Source organism: Streptomyces sp. NPDC048411 (genome assembly GCF_040704695.1).
Classification (GTDB): domain Bacteria; phylum Actinomycetota; class Actinomycetes; order Streptomycetales; family Streptomycetaceae; genus Streptomyces.
This window is the reverse complement of record NZ_JBEZKL010000154.1, coordinates 1-16,655: the sequence shown is the minus strand read 5'-3', so window position 1 is coordinate 16,655 and position 16,655 is coordinate 1. Positions and strand designations below refer to the sequence as shown.

General features: G+C 70.2%; 14 protein-coding genes and 1 pseudogene. 6 read left to right on the top strand and 9 right to left on the bottom strand.

Annotated features, from left to right (window positions below; genetic code table 11):
- Positions 1 to 199: 199 nt before the first annotated feature.
- From AB0915_RS33775 to AB0915_RS33750, 6 genes are all read right to left on the bottom strand, one after another.
- Positions 200 to 637, bottom strand: coding sequence for a nuclear transport factor 2 family protein (locus tag AB0915_RS33775; RefSeq protein WP_366694692.1), 438 nt, complete (start codon positions 635 to 637; stop codon positions 200 to 202).
- Positions 638 to 1,095: 458 nt separating this feature from the next.
- On the bottom strand, positions 1,096 to 1,686 hold the full coding sequence (locus AB0915_RS33770) for a DUF308 domain-containing protein (RefSeq protein WP_366694691.1): 591 nt from the start codon (positions 1,684 to 1,686) through the stop codon (positions 1,096 to 1,098).
- A gap of 44 nt (positions 1,687 to 1,730) precedes the next feature.
- Positions 1,731 to 3,356: a tannase/feruloyl esterase family alpha/beta hydrolase gene (locus AB0915_RS33765; RefSeq protein WP_366694690.1), complete on the bottom strand. Its 1,626-nt coding sequence runs from the start codon at positions 3,354 to 3,356 to the stop codon at positions 1,731 to 1,733.
- 389 nt (positions 3,357 to 3,745) lie between these two features.
- Entirely contained in the window at positions 3,746 to 6,058 is a 2,313-nt protein-coding gene (locus AB0915_RS33760; protein WP_366694689.1) for a SpoIIE family protein phosphatase, read from the bottom strand.
- A gap of 40 nt (positions 6,059 to 6,098) precedes the next feature.
- Complete coding sequence (locus AB0915_RS33755; protein WP_366694688.1) at positions 6,099 to 6,791, bottom strand: cytochrome b/b6 domain-containing protein; 693 nt, start codon at positions 6,789 to 6,791, stop codon at positions 6,099 to 6,101.
- Positions 6,739 to 7,461, bottom strand: a complete 723-nt coding sequence (locus AB0915_RS33750; RefSeq protein ID WP_366694687.1) for a molybdopterin-dependent oxidoreductase — start codon at positions 7,459 to 7,461, stop codon at positions 6,739 to 6,741. The genes AB0915_RS33755 and AB0915_RS33750 overlap by 53 nt, the downstream gene beginning before the upstream one ends.
- 487 nt (positions 7,462 to 7,948) lie before the next feature.
- Between AB0915_RS33750 and abc-f the strand changes: the two genes are divergently transcribed.
- From abc-f to AB0915_RS33735, 3 genes are all read left to right on the top strand, one after another.
- A complete protein-coding gene (gene abc-f, locus AB0915_RS33745; RefSeq protein WP_366694686.1) occupies positions 7,949 to 9,583 on the top strand; it encodes a ribosomal protection-like ABC-F family protein in 1,635 nt (544 codons plus the stop codon).
- A 79-nt stretch (positions 9,584 to 9,662) separates the two neighbouring features.
- On the top strand, positions 9,663 to 11,315 hold the full coding sequence (locus AB0915_RS33740; RefSeq protein WP_366694685.1) for an ABC-F family ATP-binding cassette domain-containing protein: 1,653 nt from the start codon (positions 9,663 to 9,665) through the stop codon (positions 11,313 to 11,315).
- 125 nt (positions 11,316 to 11,440) lie between these two features.
- Entirely contained in the window at positions 11,441 to 12,004 is a 564-nt protein-coding gene (locus tag AB0915_RS33735) for a CGNR zinc finger domain-containing protein (protein WP_366694684.1), read from the top strand.
- 113 nt (positions 12,005 to 12,117) lie between these two features.
- Here the strand turns inward: AB0915_RS33735 and AB0915_RS33730 are convergent, their stop codons facing one another.
- Together AB0915_RS33730 and AB0915_RS33725 are read right to left on the bottom strand one after the other, a co-directional pair.
- A complete protein-coding gene (locus tag AB0915_RS33730; protein WP_366694683.1) occupies positions 12,118 to 12,759 on the bottom strand; it encodes a hypothetical protein in 642 nt (213 codons plus the stop codon).
- 516 nt (positions 12,760 to 13,275) lie between these two features.
- Positions 13,276 to 13,794: a sigma-70 family RNA polymerase sigma factor gene (locus AB0915_RS33725; protein WP_366694682.1), complete on the bottom strand. Its 519-nt coding sequence runs from the start codon at positions 13,792 to 13,794 to the stop codon at positions 13,276 to 13,278.
- A 458-nt stretch (positions 13,795 to 14,252) separates the two neighbouring features.
- Between AB0915_RS33725 and AB0915_RS33720 the strand changes: the two genes are divergently transcribed.
- From AB0915_RS33720 to AB0915_RS33710, 3 genes and pseudogenes are all read left to right on the top strand, one after another.
- Complete coding sequence (locus AB0915_RS33720) at positions 14,253 to 14,711, top strand: glycoside hydrolase family 2 protein (RefSeq protein WP_366694681.1); 459 nt, start codon at positions 14,253 to 14,255, stop codon at positions 14,709 to 14,711.
- Positions 14,708 to 15,004 (top strand): annotated as a pseudogene (locus AB0915_RS33715) (MBL fold metallo-hydrolase); the annotation flags it as partial. The gene AB0915_RS33720 and the pseudogene AB0915_RS33715, both read left to right, overlap by 4 nt.
- A 229-nt stretch (positions 15,005 to 15,233) precedes the next feature.
- A complete protein-coding gene (locus tag AB0915_RS33710; RefSeq protein WP_366694680.1) occupies positions 15,234 to 15,785 on the top strand; it encodes a hypothetical protein in 552 nt (183 codons plus the stop codon).
- Between the two features lie 120 nt (positions 15,786 to 15,905).
- Here AB0915_RS33710 and AB0915_RS33705 read toward each other — a convergent pair whose 3' ends face one another.
- A complete protein-coding gene (locus AB0915_RS33705) occupies positions 15,906 to 16,478 on the bottom strand; it encodes an LLM class flavin-dependent oxidoreductase (RefSeq protein WP_366694679.1) in 573 nt (190 codons plus the stop codon).
- Between the last annotated feature and the right edge of the window lie 177 nt (positions 16,479 to 16,655).

The window sequence follows — 16,655 nt, the reverse complement described above, 5'->3', positions numbered from 1 at the left end:
GCGCGGCCTGGCCCGCGCCACCCCGCCCCCCCGCGCCCTCCGGCGTGTCCGTCCGCGTCGCCTGGCCCGCACGCTCGCTGCGTTGTCGGGCTCGCCCCGATACACCCAGTATCGGGGCGACCCTCCGCCTTGCGATCGCACGCACCGGACGCCGCCAGGCCCGCCCTACGGGCGGACGACGCTACTGTCGAAACACGCCCTAACCGCGCAGGTGGCGGCTGACGTCGCCCACCAGATGGATCCGGACCCGGCGCTCCGTGAAGCGCCAGCGCCCGTCCCGGCGCTCGAAGCGGTCGCTGTACCGCCCCGCGGCCACCGGCTGGAGCGGAAAGTCGGGCAGGGACTGGAACACCGTGACGTAGGAACGCGCGGCAGCCCTTCCCGCCTCCTCGTCGACATCGACGGCGATGTTGGTCGTGACGTGATGGGTGCGCGGAGTGCCGTCCTCATAGCACATCACGCTGTCCCGGAGCATCTTCTCCACGCCCCGGTCCCGGCCCGGGACCGGTGCTCCGCTGCCGATGAACACGGCGTCGGCGAACAGTTCGCCGACGCCGGCGAAATCCCCGGTGTCAACCAGCTCGGCGTATGTGGCGATCAGGTTTGCCACAGCGGTCGTATCCGCGATTGTGCTCATGCATCCGAGAATACATATCAGTGACCGAAACACGCGTCCGGGCGTCGCACACCGAAGGACCTGCACACCTGTGTCCGTGCACCACACGGCACACGGCGGCGGTCACCCCGTGGAGATCGGCAAAATCGCGTCCACGACGGCGGTTCGGCCCGCCGTAGCATGCGTCGGCGTCATGTGGCCGCGGAATGAGATGTCCATCAGGTGGTGCGCCATGTGCGCGACGTGGCCGGGCTGCACGTCTTCCGGCTCGGTGGTCCGTTTCCCGAGTTCCGTATTTCGCGGGCGTTCGATCCGAGGGTTCCCCCGTCCCGATGGCTGGCGATATCGGCCGGGGAAAGCCAGGACGACCCCGTGCGGGAACTGACCCGGCTGGTGCGGGAAGAAGCGCCGGCGGTCCGGAAACGTCTCGACCCGCGCCCCCAGGGGGACGCGGGTCGAGAGCGGGTTCTGCGAGAAGGTCAGACGGTCCGGGTGCGCAGCTGGCGGGCCTTCCAGCCCAGCAGCAGGGCCTGGGCGATGAAGAAGATTCCACCGCCCGTGGCGTACGTCGACAGCACGTCGAGCGAGGGATTGTCGCCCGCGGCCTGGATGTTGTAGAAGATCCCGACGAGGAAGGACAGCCCGCCCGAGATCAGGGTCGGCCACTGCTTGCCGAACTCGGGACCGCGCCGCCGCAGCCCGACGATCACCTGAGCGGCACCGGAGATGACGGCCCAGGCTCCGAACACATGGAGCACCGGTGCCACGCCGCCCGCGCCGGCGATGCCGACCGCGATGGCGGCCAGCGTGCTGAGCACCCCGTTGAACGCCGTGACCCGGCGCTCCGCGCCGTCGGGGGTGGCGCGGTAGTCGATCAGTGAGGACACCGCGTCGATCAGCGGGTAGACGACCAGCAGTGTGATGGCCAGCGCGTCGACGTCCTCGTGGGCTTTGGCGAACGCCAGGGCCCACACCACGGCCAGGACGCCACGGCTCAGGTACAGCCTCAACAGGGAGGATCGCTCGCCCGTCGCCACCGGGCTCGACGGCGTCGCTGTCTGCGTGCTCATGATGGTTCGGCCTTTCTCAGGTCATGGGGTCGTCGTCGGCACGGTCAGTACCGGGAGGGGGAAACGCACTGGAAGCTGGAGGCGACGGCCGGGTCGCCGTGGCCGTTGTAGCTGGACACCCGCGGGTAGCTGCACAGGTCACGGTTGACGGCCTCGCCGGAGGCGTTGATCAGGGTGGCGGGCAGCGTCTCGGGGGCCTTGCCGTGCTCGACCCAGGCGGTCAGTGCGGCAAGGCCGTCGGCCGAGCCGCCGGCGCCGTTGAGACCGCAGTGGGCCGTGCCCGGGGCGAGGAAGAGGCGGTAGAAGTCGTCGACCCTCTTGGCGCCGCCCATCTTCTGCTCGACCTGCTCGCGGTACTCCACGGTGCCCTGGGTGGGGATGAACTCGTCGGCCAGGCCGTGCCAGGTCAGCAGCTTGCCGCCGGACTCGCGGAAGGCGGACAGGTCAGGGTCGTCCGTGCCGATGACCGTGTCGTACTCGGCCTCGGACTGCTTGAACAACTGCGTGAACTCGCTGTAGGTGATCTTCGAGATGTCGAAGGACAGGTCCTTCTTCAGCCAGAGCTGGACCCACAGGGCGGGCACCGGGAACGGCGCTCCCGTGACGTTGCCGTCGGCGTCCGGCGGGTTGGTGTTCGCCAGGCCCTTCAGGTCGGCCCCGATCGGGACGCCGGACCACAGCTTCTTGCCCGAGGTGGTGCGGGGGCCGTCCCAGATCTTGCGCACCACGGCCGCGTCGGCCGCCGTGATGGTCATCTCTTTGCCGTTGCACGCGACCTTGGTGCCGATCAGCGTGCGGGGGTCGAAGTTGCACCGCTCCGGGTCGTTGACCAGGCCGTCCTTGACGCCGTCGAGCGAGTCGCAGGCCTTGACGGCGCCGTTGGTGAAGGTGTCGAGCTCACAGGTGGTCGGGTAGGTCTTCTCGTTGTTCATGACCACCTGCGGCCACAGGGTGGCGACCTCGAACTCGTCCCAGTTGATGGCGGGCGCGTCGGCGAGGATGCCGTCGTAGTCGTCGGGGTAGCTCTGGGCCTCCATGTAGCCCTGACGTCCGCCGGTGGAGCAGCCGGTGAAGTAGGAGTAGGCAGCGCGCTTGCTGTAGACCGCGTCGACGACCTGCTTGCCGACGACCGCTGCCTCGTGCTGGGAGCGGGAGGCGAAGTTCTTCAGCAGCGCGGTGTTGACCTGGCCGTTGCTGTTCAGCGCCCAGCTGGTGTCGAGGACGTCACCGACGCCGGCGTCCGTGGTGGTCGCCGCGTAGCCGTTCTTGACCGCGGTGCCCAGACCGACACCCCCGTCCCCGGCACCGTAGGCGCTGCCGCCGATCGCCTGGAGGCGACCGTTCCAGCCGTTCACGGGCAGCCAGGTCTGCACCTTGGCGTGGTCGCCGTCTCCCGGGTGGGTGAGGGTGACCGTCACGTCGCAGAAGGCCGGGACGCCGGAGACCGAGCCGACCAGGATCCCGGTGTTGTCGATGGTCCCTCCCTCCCTGCGGACCGAGGTCACCGACTCCACCTCGGTGCCGGCCGGGGCCTTCACGGAGACGGTCGAGCAGTTGAAGGGCACGGAGGCGGAGGCGGAGCTTCCGGTGGCCGCCGAAGCGCCGGTCGGCAGGTACACCGCGGCCGCCAGCGGCACGCCGGCCGCGAGAACGGTCAGAAGTCGTCTCATTGCTTTCCTATCCAAGAAGTAGGTGTGCGCCGAGCAGCGGCAACACGTGTGCAAGTCACATGAGCAGGACGGTGGCCGGGTCAACGGATTCACGGGGACGAGCTCCGCATGTACGTCTCCGTGACCTCGGTATGCGACCCGAGGCAGTTCAGGTTCGCCGAAGACTGATCGAGACCATATCACCAGTTAAGACGGTGACGGAAGGAGTGAGTCGAATTCAGCTGAACGAGTGGACTGGACGCCCTTGGCCCGGTCACACTCTGGCGTCCGCCGCATACCGCGACAACAGTCAGTTGACGGTCCTCGGCCACGGACCGGCGAGGTCCCCCGCCCGTCGACCAGCCCGGCCTGACTCAGTGAAGCGAGCACGTGTTAGGTCATTCGACGGTTCACCGGTCCGCCGCCCGCCCCGCGTCGGCAGCGCCGGGGATGTCCATCTCCAGCCAGACGGTCTTGCCGCGGCCGCTCGGAGAGGTGTTCCACGTGTGCGCCAGCGCGTCCACCAGGAACAGGCCGCGGCCGTGCTCCGCTCGCGCGCTGCCCTCGGCGGTGAGTGAGTAGGCGGTGGGGACGGGCGGGTCGCTGTCCGAGTCCCGCACCTCCAGCCGGACCCGGTCGCCGAACGCCCGTAGCCGCAGGTCCACATCGCTGCCCGCGTGGATGAGCGCGTTGGTCACGAGCTCCGACGTGATGAGCACGAGCTCGTCCGACAGCTCCGCCAGGCCCCACTCACACAGGCACTCGTCCACGAAGCCACGGGCCGCTCCGACGCCCCGCAGATCGCGCCGGTGGACGTGAAAGCGCGCGGTACGCGGCGCCGTACCGTCGTCCGTTCCCTCGTAGCGGGCCAGCAGCAGCGCGGCGTCGTCACGTCGGCCGGACGTGTCCACCAGCAGGTGGTCGGCCAGTCGTTCCAGGTCGGTGCCCACCTGTCGGCCGTCGGCGGCCAGGCGAACATGTACGTCGTCCTGGTCCGGTCCGTGCAGTCCGTCGGAGTAGAGCACCAGCACCGCCCCGGGCGGGAGGGTGTGCTCCCGGGAGAAATAGGGGTTGCGCACATGCAGTCCGAGCGGCACGTTGGCCGGTGCCCCCAGTCGGCGAACCCTGCCGTCGGGCAGCCGGACGAGCGGCGCCGGATGCCCGGCCAGCGCCACCTCCGCCGCCCCTGTCTCCGTGTCCACGCTCACCACGCAGCAGGTCGCGAGAAGTTCGGTACCCAGCCGGGACAGCAGCCGCTCGGTGCGTTCCAGCAGCGCCGCCGGCCGGTGGCCCTCGGTGGCGTACGCGGCGACCGCGGTACGCAACTGACCCATGACGGCGGCGCTTTCCATCGTATGGCCCTCGACGTCGCCAATGACCAGCACCACTCGATCGTCCGGCAGCGTCATCACGTCGTACCAGTCACCGCCCACCTCGCCCGCCGCCCGCGCCGGCTGGTAGCGGGCCGTGGTGGTCAGGCGGGGCGCCTCCGCGAGCGCGGCGGGCAGCAGCCGCCTCTGCATGCCCTCGGCGAGCGACTGGCGTCCGGCGCTCAGTCGGATGCGCTGCACCGCCGAGCCCAACAGCCCGGCCATCATGGTCAGGACTGCCCTTTCCTGGGGCGGGAACGTCCGCGGTCCGTCGAACGACAGGCAGCAGACGCCGACGACGGGCGCGTCCTCGGCCATCGGCAGATCCACGACGTGCCGACTGCCGACGAGCGGCAGGTAGGCGGTGGCGTGCGAACGGTCGTCGGCGCCGTCGCGCCGGCCGGCCGAGGAACCGGACGCACCGGGAACGAACAGAGCGCGCCCCCGCACCGCCCGGACGGCGGGCGCTTCGCCGTGCAGCGCGCTTCCGTGCAGTTCCCGCACCAGGCGCGCGGAATCCCCGGTGTGGCCCAGGACCCACAGACGGCCCTCGGCGGCCGAGGTCAGCGCCATCGCCCGGGCACGGAACGGCGCCATGACACAGAACTCCGCCGCCCCGGTGACATGCTCCATGGTGGTCGCCCGGTTCAGCATGTCGGCCAGCCGTTGCAGGGCGTACAGCAAGGACAGACCCGCGGACCCGGGGACGCCCGTGACGCCCCACAGGACCTCGTCCTCGGCGTCGTCGCCCCCGGCTCCGGCTTCGTCCTCGGCTTCGGCCGACGGCTCGGTGCCGAGGACCGGGACCAGCACGGGCAGGCTCCCCGGCGCGATCGTGGCACCGCGGGCGAGGAGATCGGCCAGCAGGACGGCGAGCCGGTCGCCGATCCGGGCCAGCCGTCGGCAGTCCGCGTCGCTGTATCCACCCCGGTCCTCGGTGCGCAGCACGGTCAGCGAGCCGAAGCGGCGCCCCTGCGTCTCCAGGGGGACCGAGGCGACGGTGTAGGGGTAGGCCAGGGCCCCGTGCTCGAGTGTGAGCGGGTCGGGTTCGGCCAGCAGCGCCACGCCGCGGTCGGCCAGGGCGCGCGCGGAGGCGTAGGGGGAATCCAGGGGCATACGGCCCGGGAGGGTGAAGACGGACGGCGGGCTGCCGCCGATCATCGCGGCCCTCAGTTCGCCGCCGTCGGGGGTCAGCAGGTACACGGCCGCCGCCACCGCGTCGAGACGGTGGGCGGCCTGGTGAACGGCGCAGTGCAGTACCGCCGCGAGCTCGTCGCCGAGGACTCCGGCGAGCTCGTGGCCGCAGCCGTCCAGCCGGGAACCCTCGGTGTCCGGGGCGCTGCGGTCGTCCATGGGCCCTTCCGGCCAGGTCCGCCTTCCCAGTGAGGACATATCACACTTTGTCAACTTTCCCGGTCGCGTTGCCCGTAGGCTCCTCCCGCAGCCACCAGGAGTGGTGCCGCTCCGCCCAGGACCGGCTGACGTATCCGGTGCGCATGCCCAGCCTCGCCTCCGGGTCCTCGAACGCCTTGCGCATGTGGCCGAGCAGCACGAAGGTGATCGCCCAGGCCACAAGGTCGTGAACAAAGATCGCGCTGGTGCGGGAGATGAAGGGCAGCAGTCCCATGAACCACATCAGCAGACCGGTGGACATCATCACCAGTACGGCACCGGCGATCCAGCCCGCGTAGAGCTTCTGGCCGGCGTTGAACTTGCCGGCCGGACGCGCCTGCGGCGACATCCGCCGTCTGCGGGCGGCCCGCAGCCACTGTCGGTCGTACGCCGCGAAGCGGTTCAGCCTGCGCAGGTCCGCACGGAAGTCGGCGGAGAACAGGCCCAACAGAAAAGGCAGCGGCAGCAGGATGCCCGACCACTCGTGCACTGTGACCATCAGGTGGCGCCGTCCGACCAGTTGGGCCAGCGGCCCGAGGTACAGACACGCCGCGGTGACCAGGCACACCAGCATGAGCCATCCGGTGGCCCGGTGGACCATGCGCTCGGCGGTAGTGAACCGTCGGACGCCGCCGGAGGGATCAGGCCGCGTCACTGTGCCGGTCGGCGTCGTCGAGCCAGCCGTCGACCGCATAACCGCGCTCCTCCCAGTAGCCGGGGACGACCTTGTCGGTGACCGAGATGCCGGACAGCCACTTGGCCGACTTGTAGAAGTACATCGGGGCCACGTACAGGCGGACCGGGCCGCCGTGCTCGTGGGTGACGGGCTTGTCCTGCATGTTCAGTGCCACCAGGACGTCCGAACGGCGCGCCTGTTCGAGGGTGAGGCTCTCGCTGTAGGCGCCGTCGAAGCAGGTGAAGCGGACCGCCGCACCCTTGGAACGCACCCCGGCGGCATCGAGCAGGTCGGCCAGTTTCACCCCGTCGAAGGGTGTCTTCTCCACCCGCCATCCGTCGGTGCACAGGACGTCGTGTACCACCCGGGTCTGCGGCATCGCGCGCAGGTCGGCGAGCGTGTAGGTCCGGGGCCGGTCCACCAGTCCGCTGACTCGCAGCTCGTAGTTCGTCTCGTCCTTGCGTGGCACCGAACCGACGACGCTGTAGTAGCGGAAGCCGCCCGGATTGGGCAGCAGTCCGGTGAGGCCGGTCGCGTCGACCTGGGAGGCGGCGCCGAGAAAGTCTTCCCAGCCGCGTTGCAGATAGGGCGCGGCGGCGAGCCCCGCGGCGCCCGCGCCGAGCATGCCCAGCATCGCCCGCCGCCCCACCGGCGCCCCGTCGGCCCTCCGCTTCGGCTTTCCTGCCATGGTCAGTGCGCTCCTTCGAGGTGGCGACGATCCAGGTGGTGTGCGGCCGCACAGGACGGCACCGGCCGGGCGTGTCCACACGTGTGGACACTGTCGAACCATCACAACATCGTCACCTGTTCAATAGGTGACGATGGTGTCAGGCTACCCCCGGGGCTGTCAACAACACGACGAAGGGGACAGAAAGGTTTCCGCCTCGCTCGACATGTGCCGGTGCGCACACATGTATGGGCAGGGGCGCCGCCCGTGCCGGCCAGGCAGAGGGGCGACGGCTGCTAAGCTAGGAACGACGTAGGCAGACCGTGTATCGAGGAGTCACAGACGTGGTGGGTGAAGACGACATCTCCGGGTGAGACCCGGATCTGACGACCACCGGCCGGCGCTCAGGAGCGCTGCCGAGGTGGTCCGTCTTGTCGTACCCCTTTTCCCACGTCTGCCCAGGGCAGAAGTCCGACTTTCTGCCCTCAAGCCTTTCGAGGTCACCTCCATGTCCGACGCCGCCATCGTCTGCTCGAACCTCTCCTTCACCTGGCCCGACGACACCCCGGTCTTCCACGACCTGTCCTTCACCGTGAACAGCGGCCGCACCGGCCTGGTCGCCCCCAACGGCTCCGGCAAGAGCACCCTGCTCAAGCTGATCGCCGGCGAGCTGAAGCCCGCCACCGGCTCGGTGTCCGTCGGCGGCACGCTGGGTTACCTCCCACAGAGCCTGCCCCTGACCAGCAGCCTCACGGTCGCCGAGGTACTCGGCATCGCCCCGATCATCCAGGCCATCGACGCCGTGGAATCCGGGGACGTCGACGAAAAGCACTTCACCACCATCGGCGACGCCTGGGACATCGAGGAGCGCACCCGCGCCCAGCTCGACCGCCTCGGTCTCGCCGACCTCACCCTGGACCGCAGCCTGAGCACGCTCAGCGGCGGCCAGGTCGTCTCCCTCGGCCTCGCCGCCCAGCTGCTCAAACGCCCCGACGTACTGCTGCTCGACGAGCCCACCAACAACCTCGACGCCGAGGCCCGCCACAAGCTCTACGACGTGCTCTCCGACTTCACCGGCTGCCTGCTGCTCGTCAGCCACGACCGCGCACTGCTCGACCGCATGGAACGCATCGCCGAGCTCGGCCACGACGAACTGCGCCTGTACGGCGGCAACTTCACCGAGTACGAGGAAGCCGTGCGCGCCGAGCAGGAGGTCGCCGAGAAGAACGTCCGCAACGCCGAACAGGAACTCAAGCGCGAGAAGCGGGAAATGCAGCAGGCCCGCGAACGCGCCGAGCGCCGCGCGAGCAACGCCGCCAAGAACCTCAAGAACGCCGGCCTGCCCAAGATCTTCGCCGGCAACATGAAGCGCGGCGCGCAGGAAGCCGCGGGCAAGTCCGGCACGATGCACGCCTCCCGGGTCAGCGAGGCCAAGGCCCGCCTCGACGAGGCCGGACGCGCGCTGCGCGAGGAGCAGCGCCTGACCCTGGAGCTGCCCGACACCCAGGTGCCCGCCGGGCGCAATCTCTTCCTCGGCGAGGGGATGCAGGTCCGCCTCGGGGACAAGGAAGTCTTCGCCGCCGGCGGCATCGACCTGACCGTCCGCGGCCCCGAGCGCATTGCGCTGACCGGGCCCAACGGCGCGGGAAAGACCACCCTGATGCGTCTGATCACCGGCGAACTCACCCCGGACGGTGGGGAGATCAAGCGCAACGACGGCCGGATCGCCTACCTCTCGCAGCGCCTGGACCTGCTGGACCTGGACCGCACCGTGGCGGAGAACTTCGCCGCGTTCGCCCCCGAGCGGCCCGAGGCGGAGCGGATGAACCTGCTCGCCCGCTTCCTCTTCCGGGGCGCGCGGGCCCACCTGCCGGTCGGGGTGCTCTCCGGCGGCGAGCGGCTGCGCGCCACCCTGGCCTGTGTGCTGTGCGCCGAGCCGGCGCCGCATCTGCTGCTGCTCGACGAGCCGACCAACAACCTCGACCTGGTCAGCGCGGGCCAGCTGGAGAGCGCGCTCAACTCCTATCAGGGCGCCTTCATGGTGGTCAGCCACGACGAGCGGTTCCTCGCCGAGATCGGCGTGAACCGCTGGCTGCGGCTGGCCGACGGAACGCTCAAGGAAACGGGAGCCCCTGGCATGTGAGCCGTCGGCGTGTGACGTGGCCCGCGTCCGAGGCCCCGTGCCCGGCAGGCCGAACACCGATCACGTTGGACGGTTCCCCATGCCCCAGCCCGCTCTGCTCGCCCACGACCTCGTCCGCGTCCTGGGCGGCCGACGCGTCCTCGACGGCGTCTGTCTGACCGCCTCCCCCGGCCACCGCATCGGCCTGATCGGGGAGAACGGCGTCGGCAAGTCCACCCTGCTGCGGGTGCTCGCCGGCGTGGACGAGCCCGACGCGGGAGGCGTCACCCGCCCGGGCGACCTCGGCTTTCTCCACCAGGAGATGCCCTTCGACGCCGGCTCGACGATCGCCGCGGTGCTGGACGAGGCGCTGCGCGAGGCCCGCGAGGACCTCGCCGAGCTGGACCGGCTCGGCGAGGCACTCGCCCGCGTCCCGGAGGACGACCCCGGCCACCAGGAGCTCCTCGACGCCTACGGCAGGCGGCTGGAACAGGCCCAGGACCGGGAGTCCTGGGACGCCGACCGCCGCGCGGCCCTGGTGCTGGACGGCCTGGGCCTCGACACCTTCGGACACGACCGGACGCTCGGTTCGCTCTCCGGCGGGCAGCGCGGCCGGCTGGCCCTGGCCGCGCTGCTCGTCCGGCGGCCGTCGGCGCTGCTGCTGGACGAGCCGACCAACCACCTGGACGACGGCGCCGCCGCCTTCCTGGAGGAGCAGATCCGCGGCCTGCCCGGAGCCGTGGTCGTCGCCAGCCACGACCGGGCATTCCTCGACGCCGTCTGCACCGACCTGATCGACCTCGACCCGGCGGTGGACGGCCCGGTCCGCTACGGCGGCAACTACAGCGCCTACCTCTCCGAGAAGCGCGCCGAGCGGGAGCGCTGGGAGCGGCGGTACGCCGAGGAGCAGGAGGAACTGGCGGGGCTGCGGGAGTCGGCGGGGGTGACCGCGCACCGGGTCGCGCCGGACCGGGGCCGCACCGACAACGAGAAGATGGGCTACGGCCACCGGGCGGGCCGGGTGCAGAACCAGGTCTCCCGCCGGGTCCGCAACGCCACCCGGCGGCTGGAGGAGCTGGAGCGCTCGCAGGTCGCCGAGCCACCGCGCCCGCTGCGGTTCGCGGCCGGGGAACTGGCCGCGCGAGCGGAGGAGGATTCGCGGCCCCTGTTGTCCCTGGGGGACGTACGGGTGCCCGGCCGGCTCTCGCTGGACGGCCTGGAGTTGTCGGCGACGGACCGGCTGCTGGTCACGGGCGGCAACGGGGCAGGCAAGTCGACGCTACTCGCCGTGCTCGCCGGACATCTCCCGGCCGGGGGCGAGGTGCACCGGCGGCGCGGGCTGACGGTAGGGATGCTCACCCAGGACACCGTGTTCGACCGGCCCGAGCGCACGGTCCGCGACACCTACGAGCTGACGCTGGGCGCGGCGCGCACCGAGAAGGTGCCGCTGGGCTCGCTGGGTCTGATGCACGAGGCGGACCTGGACAAACCGGTCGGACAGCTGTCCGTGGGGCAGCGCCGGCGGCTCGCGTTGGCCCTGCTGGTGGCGCGCCCGCCCCAGCTGCTGCTGCTCGACGAGCCCACCAACCACCTCTCCCCTCGGCTGTGCGACGAGCTGGAGGCCGCGCTGGGCAGCGGACCCGGCGCGATCGTCGTGGCCAGCCACGACCGCTGGCTGCGCCGACGCTGGCAGGGCCGCGAACTCCGGCTGGAGCCGGGTGCCGGGCGTAAGGAGGACACGACACGGGTCTGATCCCGCCCCTGACCTGCGCTCCCCCTGCGCGGTGCTTACGATCACGACCACGCCCGAGCAAAGAGCACCGCCTGGAACGGTGACGATCCTTGCGCTTCGCGGTAGTCACCGGTCAAGATGGTGATGTGAATCTTAACCATGTCTTCGTATGCGGGCACCCGGCTCTCGACTTCGCGGCCACCCTTCGTGCCCGGCGCTCTAGCCGGTTCGAGATGTTCGTGACGCCGGAGCGGCTCAATGCCTGGTATCTGGAGTCCGGACTCGTGGACACGATCACGCCCGGCGAGGAGAACGACGTCCGAGCGGCGACCACAGTGCGCGAGGCCGTCTACCGGCTCGTCACGGACCGCCGCCTCGGTGCGGAGCTCGACCGGGAAGCGCTCGACGTGGTCAACGCCGCCGCGCGCAAGGTCCCTGTGACGCCACAGCTCACCCTGACCGGGCGGCTCGTCGAGGCGACCCCCGAGCAGGCCCTGGCGACCGTCGCCCGGCAGGCCATCAAACTGCTCAGCGGCCCGGACGTCCCGCTGATGAAGGAGTGCGGCAACCCCGAGTGCACCCGGGTCTACATCGACCGATCCCGGGGCATGCGCCGCCAATGGTGCGGTATGGAGTCCTGCGGCAACAAGATCAAGGCCGCCGCCTACCGCGCACGCAGGAAGACCGCGCCCGCCGTGGCCGCGCGCTGACCCCCTGCCCCGGGCGTCGCACGGTCCCGGCGGAGGCCGGGGCTCAGCCGGCGGCCACGGAACGTACCACAGGAGACACGTGTTAGTTGACCGCCACCGCTATACGTAGTACCTCAGAAGTACATGGCGCGGTGGCTGCGGTAGGCGAAGGTGTCGCCCGAGCTGAGGATGGTCACGATGTCCTCGCAGAAGCACCGGTACTCCGCCTCCTGCTCGACCGACAGGGGCACGGAGACCACCGGCTCCCCGGGAACGGCCTGCCCCAGGGTGTCCAACAGCCGTTGCGGGGGCGGAAGCAACAGAACCTCCATCACGCGCCGGAAGACCTCGGTGAGGCCATCCTCCCGCTCCGGCGGTTCGGCACGCTCCTCGGCGCACACCTGACCCGTCACCGCGTGCTGGGCCTGATCGGTCGCGATGAGCAGGTCGAGGCAGGCCGTGAGGTGCCCGAGGTCGACCGTGGTCACCTCGACCGGATACAGGCTCGTCAGCTGGTCGCCGCGCGGACTGTAGAGGACGTATCTGGTCTCCTCATCCGGAGCGGGATCGGCGGACGTACTCGCCTTGTGCCACTCGAACCACAGCGGCAGTTTCAGCAGTACCTGTACCCAGCTGTCGTAGGCATCCGAGATGATCCGCTCGTCGTCGGACTCCAGGCCCGCGCTGTGGAGTCGGTAGAGGCGGCGGAGAAGCGGTTCTTCAAGACTCTGGAACTTCGCGAAGAACACGGGGTCGTCGGGAACCAGAACGTACACGGGGCTCCTCCTCTCACCAGTATGACGACTCGTGACGGCGAGCCGTCCAACGGGCCACCTCCACGGAGCCGCTCAGCTGTACGGGGACGTCCGTCGTCCGGTCGATACCGTGGCGCGACACAGCCGCGCGCCGCAACTGACGGCGCTCGGGACCGACCCGCTGGTGCAGCGGGCTCCCCAAGCGGGCATCCGGCCGACAGAAGCGTCATGAGGTTGAACGGAGCAGCCTTCCGCGAGGTTCACCTGCTGCCCTCCCGGTCCGGGCGTCCCGGCGCGGATGTCGCCCGACCTGCTGCAAGGGTGTCTCGGTGCGTGTCGACGCCGATGACGCCGTCGACCTGTTCTGCGAGCATGGTCACGCGGTTGCTGGTCGTGGTGGACCAGCCGGCCTCGATCGGCGCGCGAAACCGACACCGAGTCCCCACCCTGGTCATCCATGCCTGCATTGTGAGCCACGCAGCTTGACCAAACACATAGGGGCCCCGCAGTCGGCCGAGGCGGACAGACGAGGGAGCCCTACGCCGCCTCGGGTCGCGCGACCGCGCGCAGCTTGCGCAGGGCGTTGTGCTGACGGCTCTTGACCGTTCCGGCCGGCACTCCGAGGATGCCGGCGGTTTCCTGAATGCTGCGGTCGCACAGGTATATGTGGACCAGCACAGCGCGGTGTTCGGGAGACAGCCGGCGCAGCAGCGGCCTGACCATCAGGGCGTCGTGCACTGCCTCGGTGCTGCCGGTGCGCGACACGGGGTCGTTGTAGGTGACTCCGACGACCTCTCTCCGGGCGTGGGGCTTGCGCACCCAGTCGATGACCAGATGCCGGGTCACGGTGAAGAGCCAGCCACGGACCGAACCCTCCATCCCGAGCAGACGGTCGATGTTCCGCCAGGCCCGGACGATGGCCTCCTGGACGATGTCCTCGGCGAGTCCGTGGTCACCCAGCATCTTCTCGGCATACGAGACAAGGCCGTCCCGGTGTTCCCTCATGATGGTGCCGAGCAGATCGGACCGGGACATAGCCGTGAGGGGCGTAGCCATAGTGTTCTGAACCATCCTGGTTCTCTGTCGTGCAGCGACCGGAGGCCGGATGTAGCCCCCGCACTCGCACTGTAGGCAAGGGCAAGTGCGAGAAGACTGCCGCATTTGTGTCGCCCCAGTGCCGCGTCCCCGTCCGGCGAACACATGTGCGCGGACGGTACCCGGGCCGCGCCGGAAAACCCCTCCTCACCAGGTGGTTTTCCATTCCTCCCCGTCATTCCCAGCCTTAACAGAATTCAAACAATTACGAGGTGTGAGTTATATGTCACGTGCGTCGAGCCGCTTTGACCGGCCCCGGGAGCAGGCGGACCCAGGAAAACACATGTGATTGTCGTGGGGCGAATCGGTGGAAGGTGTGCCAGGCCCGTCCGACCCGGCCACGCGTGTGACACTCCCTGCCCGGTACGCGAGGCGCGCGGCGCGGTGACGGCCCCGAGGGCCGGCAGGCCCGCGTCGACGTGGGCCCCGCGGCCTCCGCGGCGGCGTTCACCGCGGCGCCCACGGACGACCTGCCCGACCTGCACCTGCTGCGGCTGACCCTTACGGACGACCGGGGACATGTGCTGTCGCACAACACCTACTGGCGCTGCCGCGCCCCCGAGGCGCTGCGGGCCCTCAACCAGGTTCAACACGCCGGGCTGTCGGCCACCCTGTCACATGTGTCGCGTGACGGGTACCGCCGGACGGCGACCGCCACGGTCCGCAACCGCGGTTCCATGGTCGCCGCGATGGTCCGGCTCTCCCTGCTGGACGACGACAGCGCCCGGGTCCTGCCGACGCTCTACGACGACAACTACCTGTGGCTGCTGCCCGGTGAGACGCGCACGGTGACGTTGTCGTGGCCCGCGCTGGCCTCGGGCCGGCCGAGGCTGCGGGCCGAGGGGTACAACACTCCCCCAGTCACGGTGCGCGGCTGAATCGGGTGTCCGTCGGGCAGGTCCTCGCGCAGGCATGGCGGCCCGGTGTGCTCCCGTGGGCCGTGTACGCCCTCCGGGCCGACGGCACCACCCACGTCCCCTCCTGCGAGCCGCAGGCTTTCCCGGCGCCGGGAACACTGGACCTGCCCGGTGTGCCCGTGCCCGCGCACACACCGGGACACACCGAGGGCCACTGAGCCTGCCACCTGCCCCGGAGCGGCATCCTGATCACCGGCGACGCCCTGGTGGCCGCGCACCCCACCTCGCGGACCAGCGGACCGCGGCTGCTGCCCACGAAACACTTACCGGGCAGTATGTTCGGGGGGAACCTCGTGCGGGTGACTTCGTCGAGCCTCGGGGAGTTGAAGAAAGGCCGGCACCTCCTACATGCGCAGGCACATCGGCGCTTATCGTGAAGAGTGAACATGCCCGACCGACCGTCTGGCGTTGACACTTATCCGCGCGGGTCCCTCGGCATGGGTACCATGCGCAACGTCATCCATATCGAGGGAGTGAACGGTTGTGACCAGCCAGTCAGCCGCCACGCTCCGATCGCGGTACGTAGAACAAGCCGCGTCGGACTTGGAGGAGAACCGTCGGCGACAGCAGGAGCTGACGGAGAAGATCACGATGTTGAAGCAGGAGGAAGCCCTCCTGGCGGACATCCTGAACCTCGCCGAGCGGTACGAGGGCTTCGCGGACGCGTCCCGTCTGCCCGAGCAGGCACAGGACGAGCCCGTCGTCGCGAAGGCGAAGCGGACACCCGCCGCCTCGCGGCGTTCGGCGTCGGTCAGGACCGCTCCGGCGGGCACCACGGCGAAGGCCGGCGCGAAGGGGAAGTCGCGCCAGCCACTGCTCGGTGAACTCCTGGCGGACCTGCTCGGCAACTACGACGAGCCACGTCTGGCGAAGGAGCTGCGGGACGAACTCATGGAGAAGCACCCGGACCGCAACCCCACACCCCAGGTGGTGCGGAACACCCTGGAGTCCCTGGTCGCCAAGGGACGTATCCAGCGCCACAAGCAGCAGCGTTCCGTCATGTACACCCTGGCGAAGCCGGGTGGGGCGAGCTAACGCCTGCGTTCGTCCCGCGGACGGTGGTCCCCGGCCGCACGCCGGTACGAGCCCTGTGTGACCCGGCCCTCCACGCTGGACGGGTGAGGCACCTCCGGGCCGTGCGGCAAGGGGCCCTCCTTACAGAACCAGGCCCGCCAGCCGTGCCACCTGGTCGAGGTCGTCGACGGTCGGGTTGAGCATGAGTTCGTCGGCGCCGAGCTGCGCGAAGGCCCTGACCGTCGCCCGTACGGCGTCGGCTCCTCCGCTCACCTCGGCACCTTTCGCCCGGGCTCCGTCCGGTCCGGCCGTGCGGTAGTGGTCGTGGGCGTTGGCACGGCCGATGTCCTCGTCGCCCAGCGCGAAGTACGCGAGAGCGACGAGATACGGCGTGCCCGCGCGTCCCGAGTCCTTCCAGGCCGCCCGTGCGCGCTCGAAGGCCGGGCCGACAACCACCAGCGGCGCCGACGGGCCGATGTATCCCCGGCCCGCCCTGGCGACCCGGTCGAACGACGCCTGCGCCATACCGCCGAACAGCAGGGGCACCTCACGGGTGCCGACGGGCACGGCCGGGCTGTCACAACCGGGCGGGATCTCGCCGCGCCAGACGCTGCGGCAGGTCTCGATGTCCCGGTCCAGCCGCTTGCCGGTGCCCCGCGAGCCGAGACCGTCCACCACGAAGTCGTCGGCACGTGTGACGCTCTCTGTATGCACGTCCTGGGCGCGTCCGCCGAGCGGTCTAGGGCGTGTTTCGAAAGTCCCGCCTGCCTGGCGACGCCTGGCCCGCACGCTCGCCGCGTTGTCGGGCTCGCCCCGATACACCCAGTATCGGGGCGACCCTCCGCCTTGCGATCGCACGCACCAGACGCCGCCAGGCCCGCCCTACGGGCG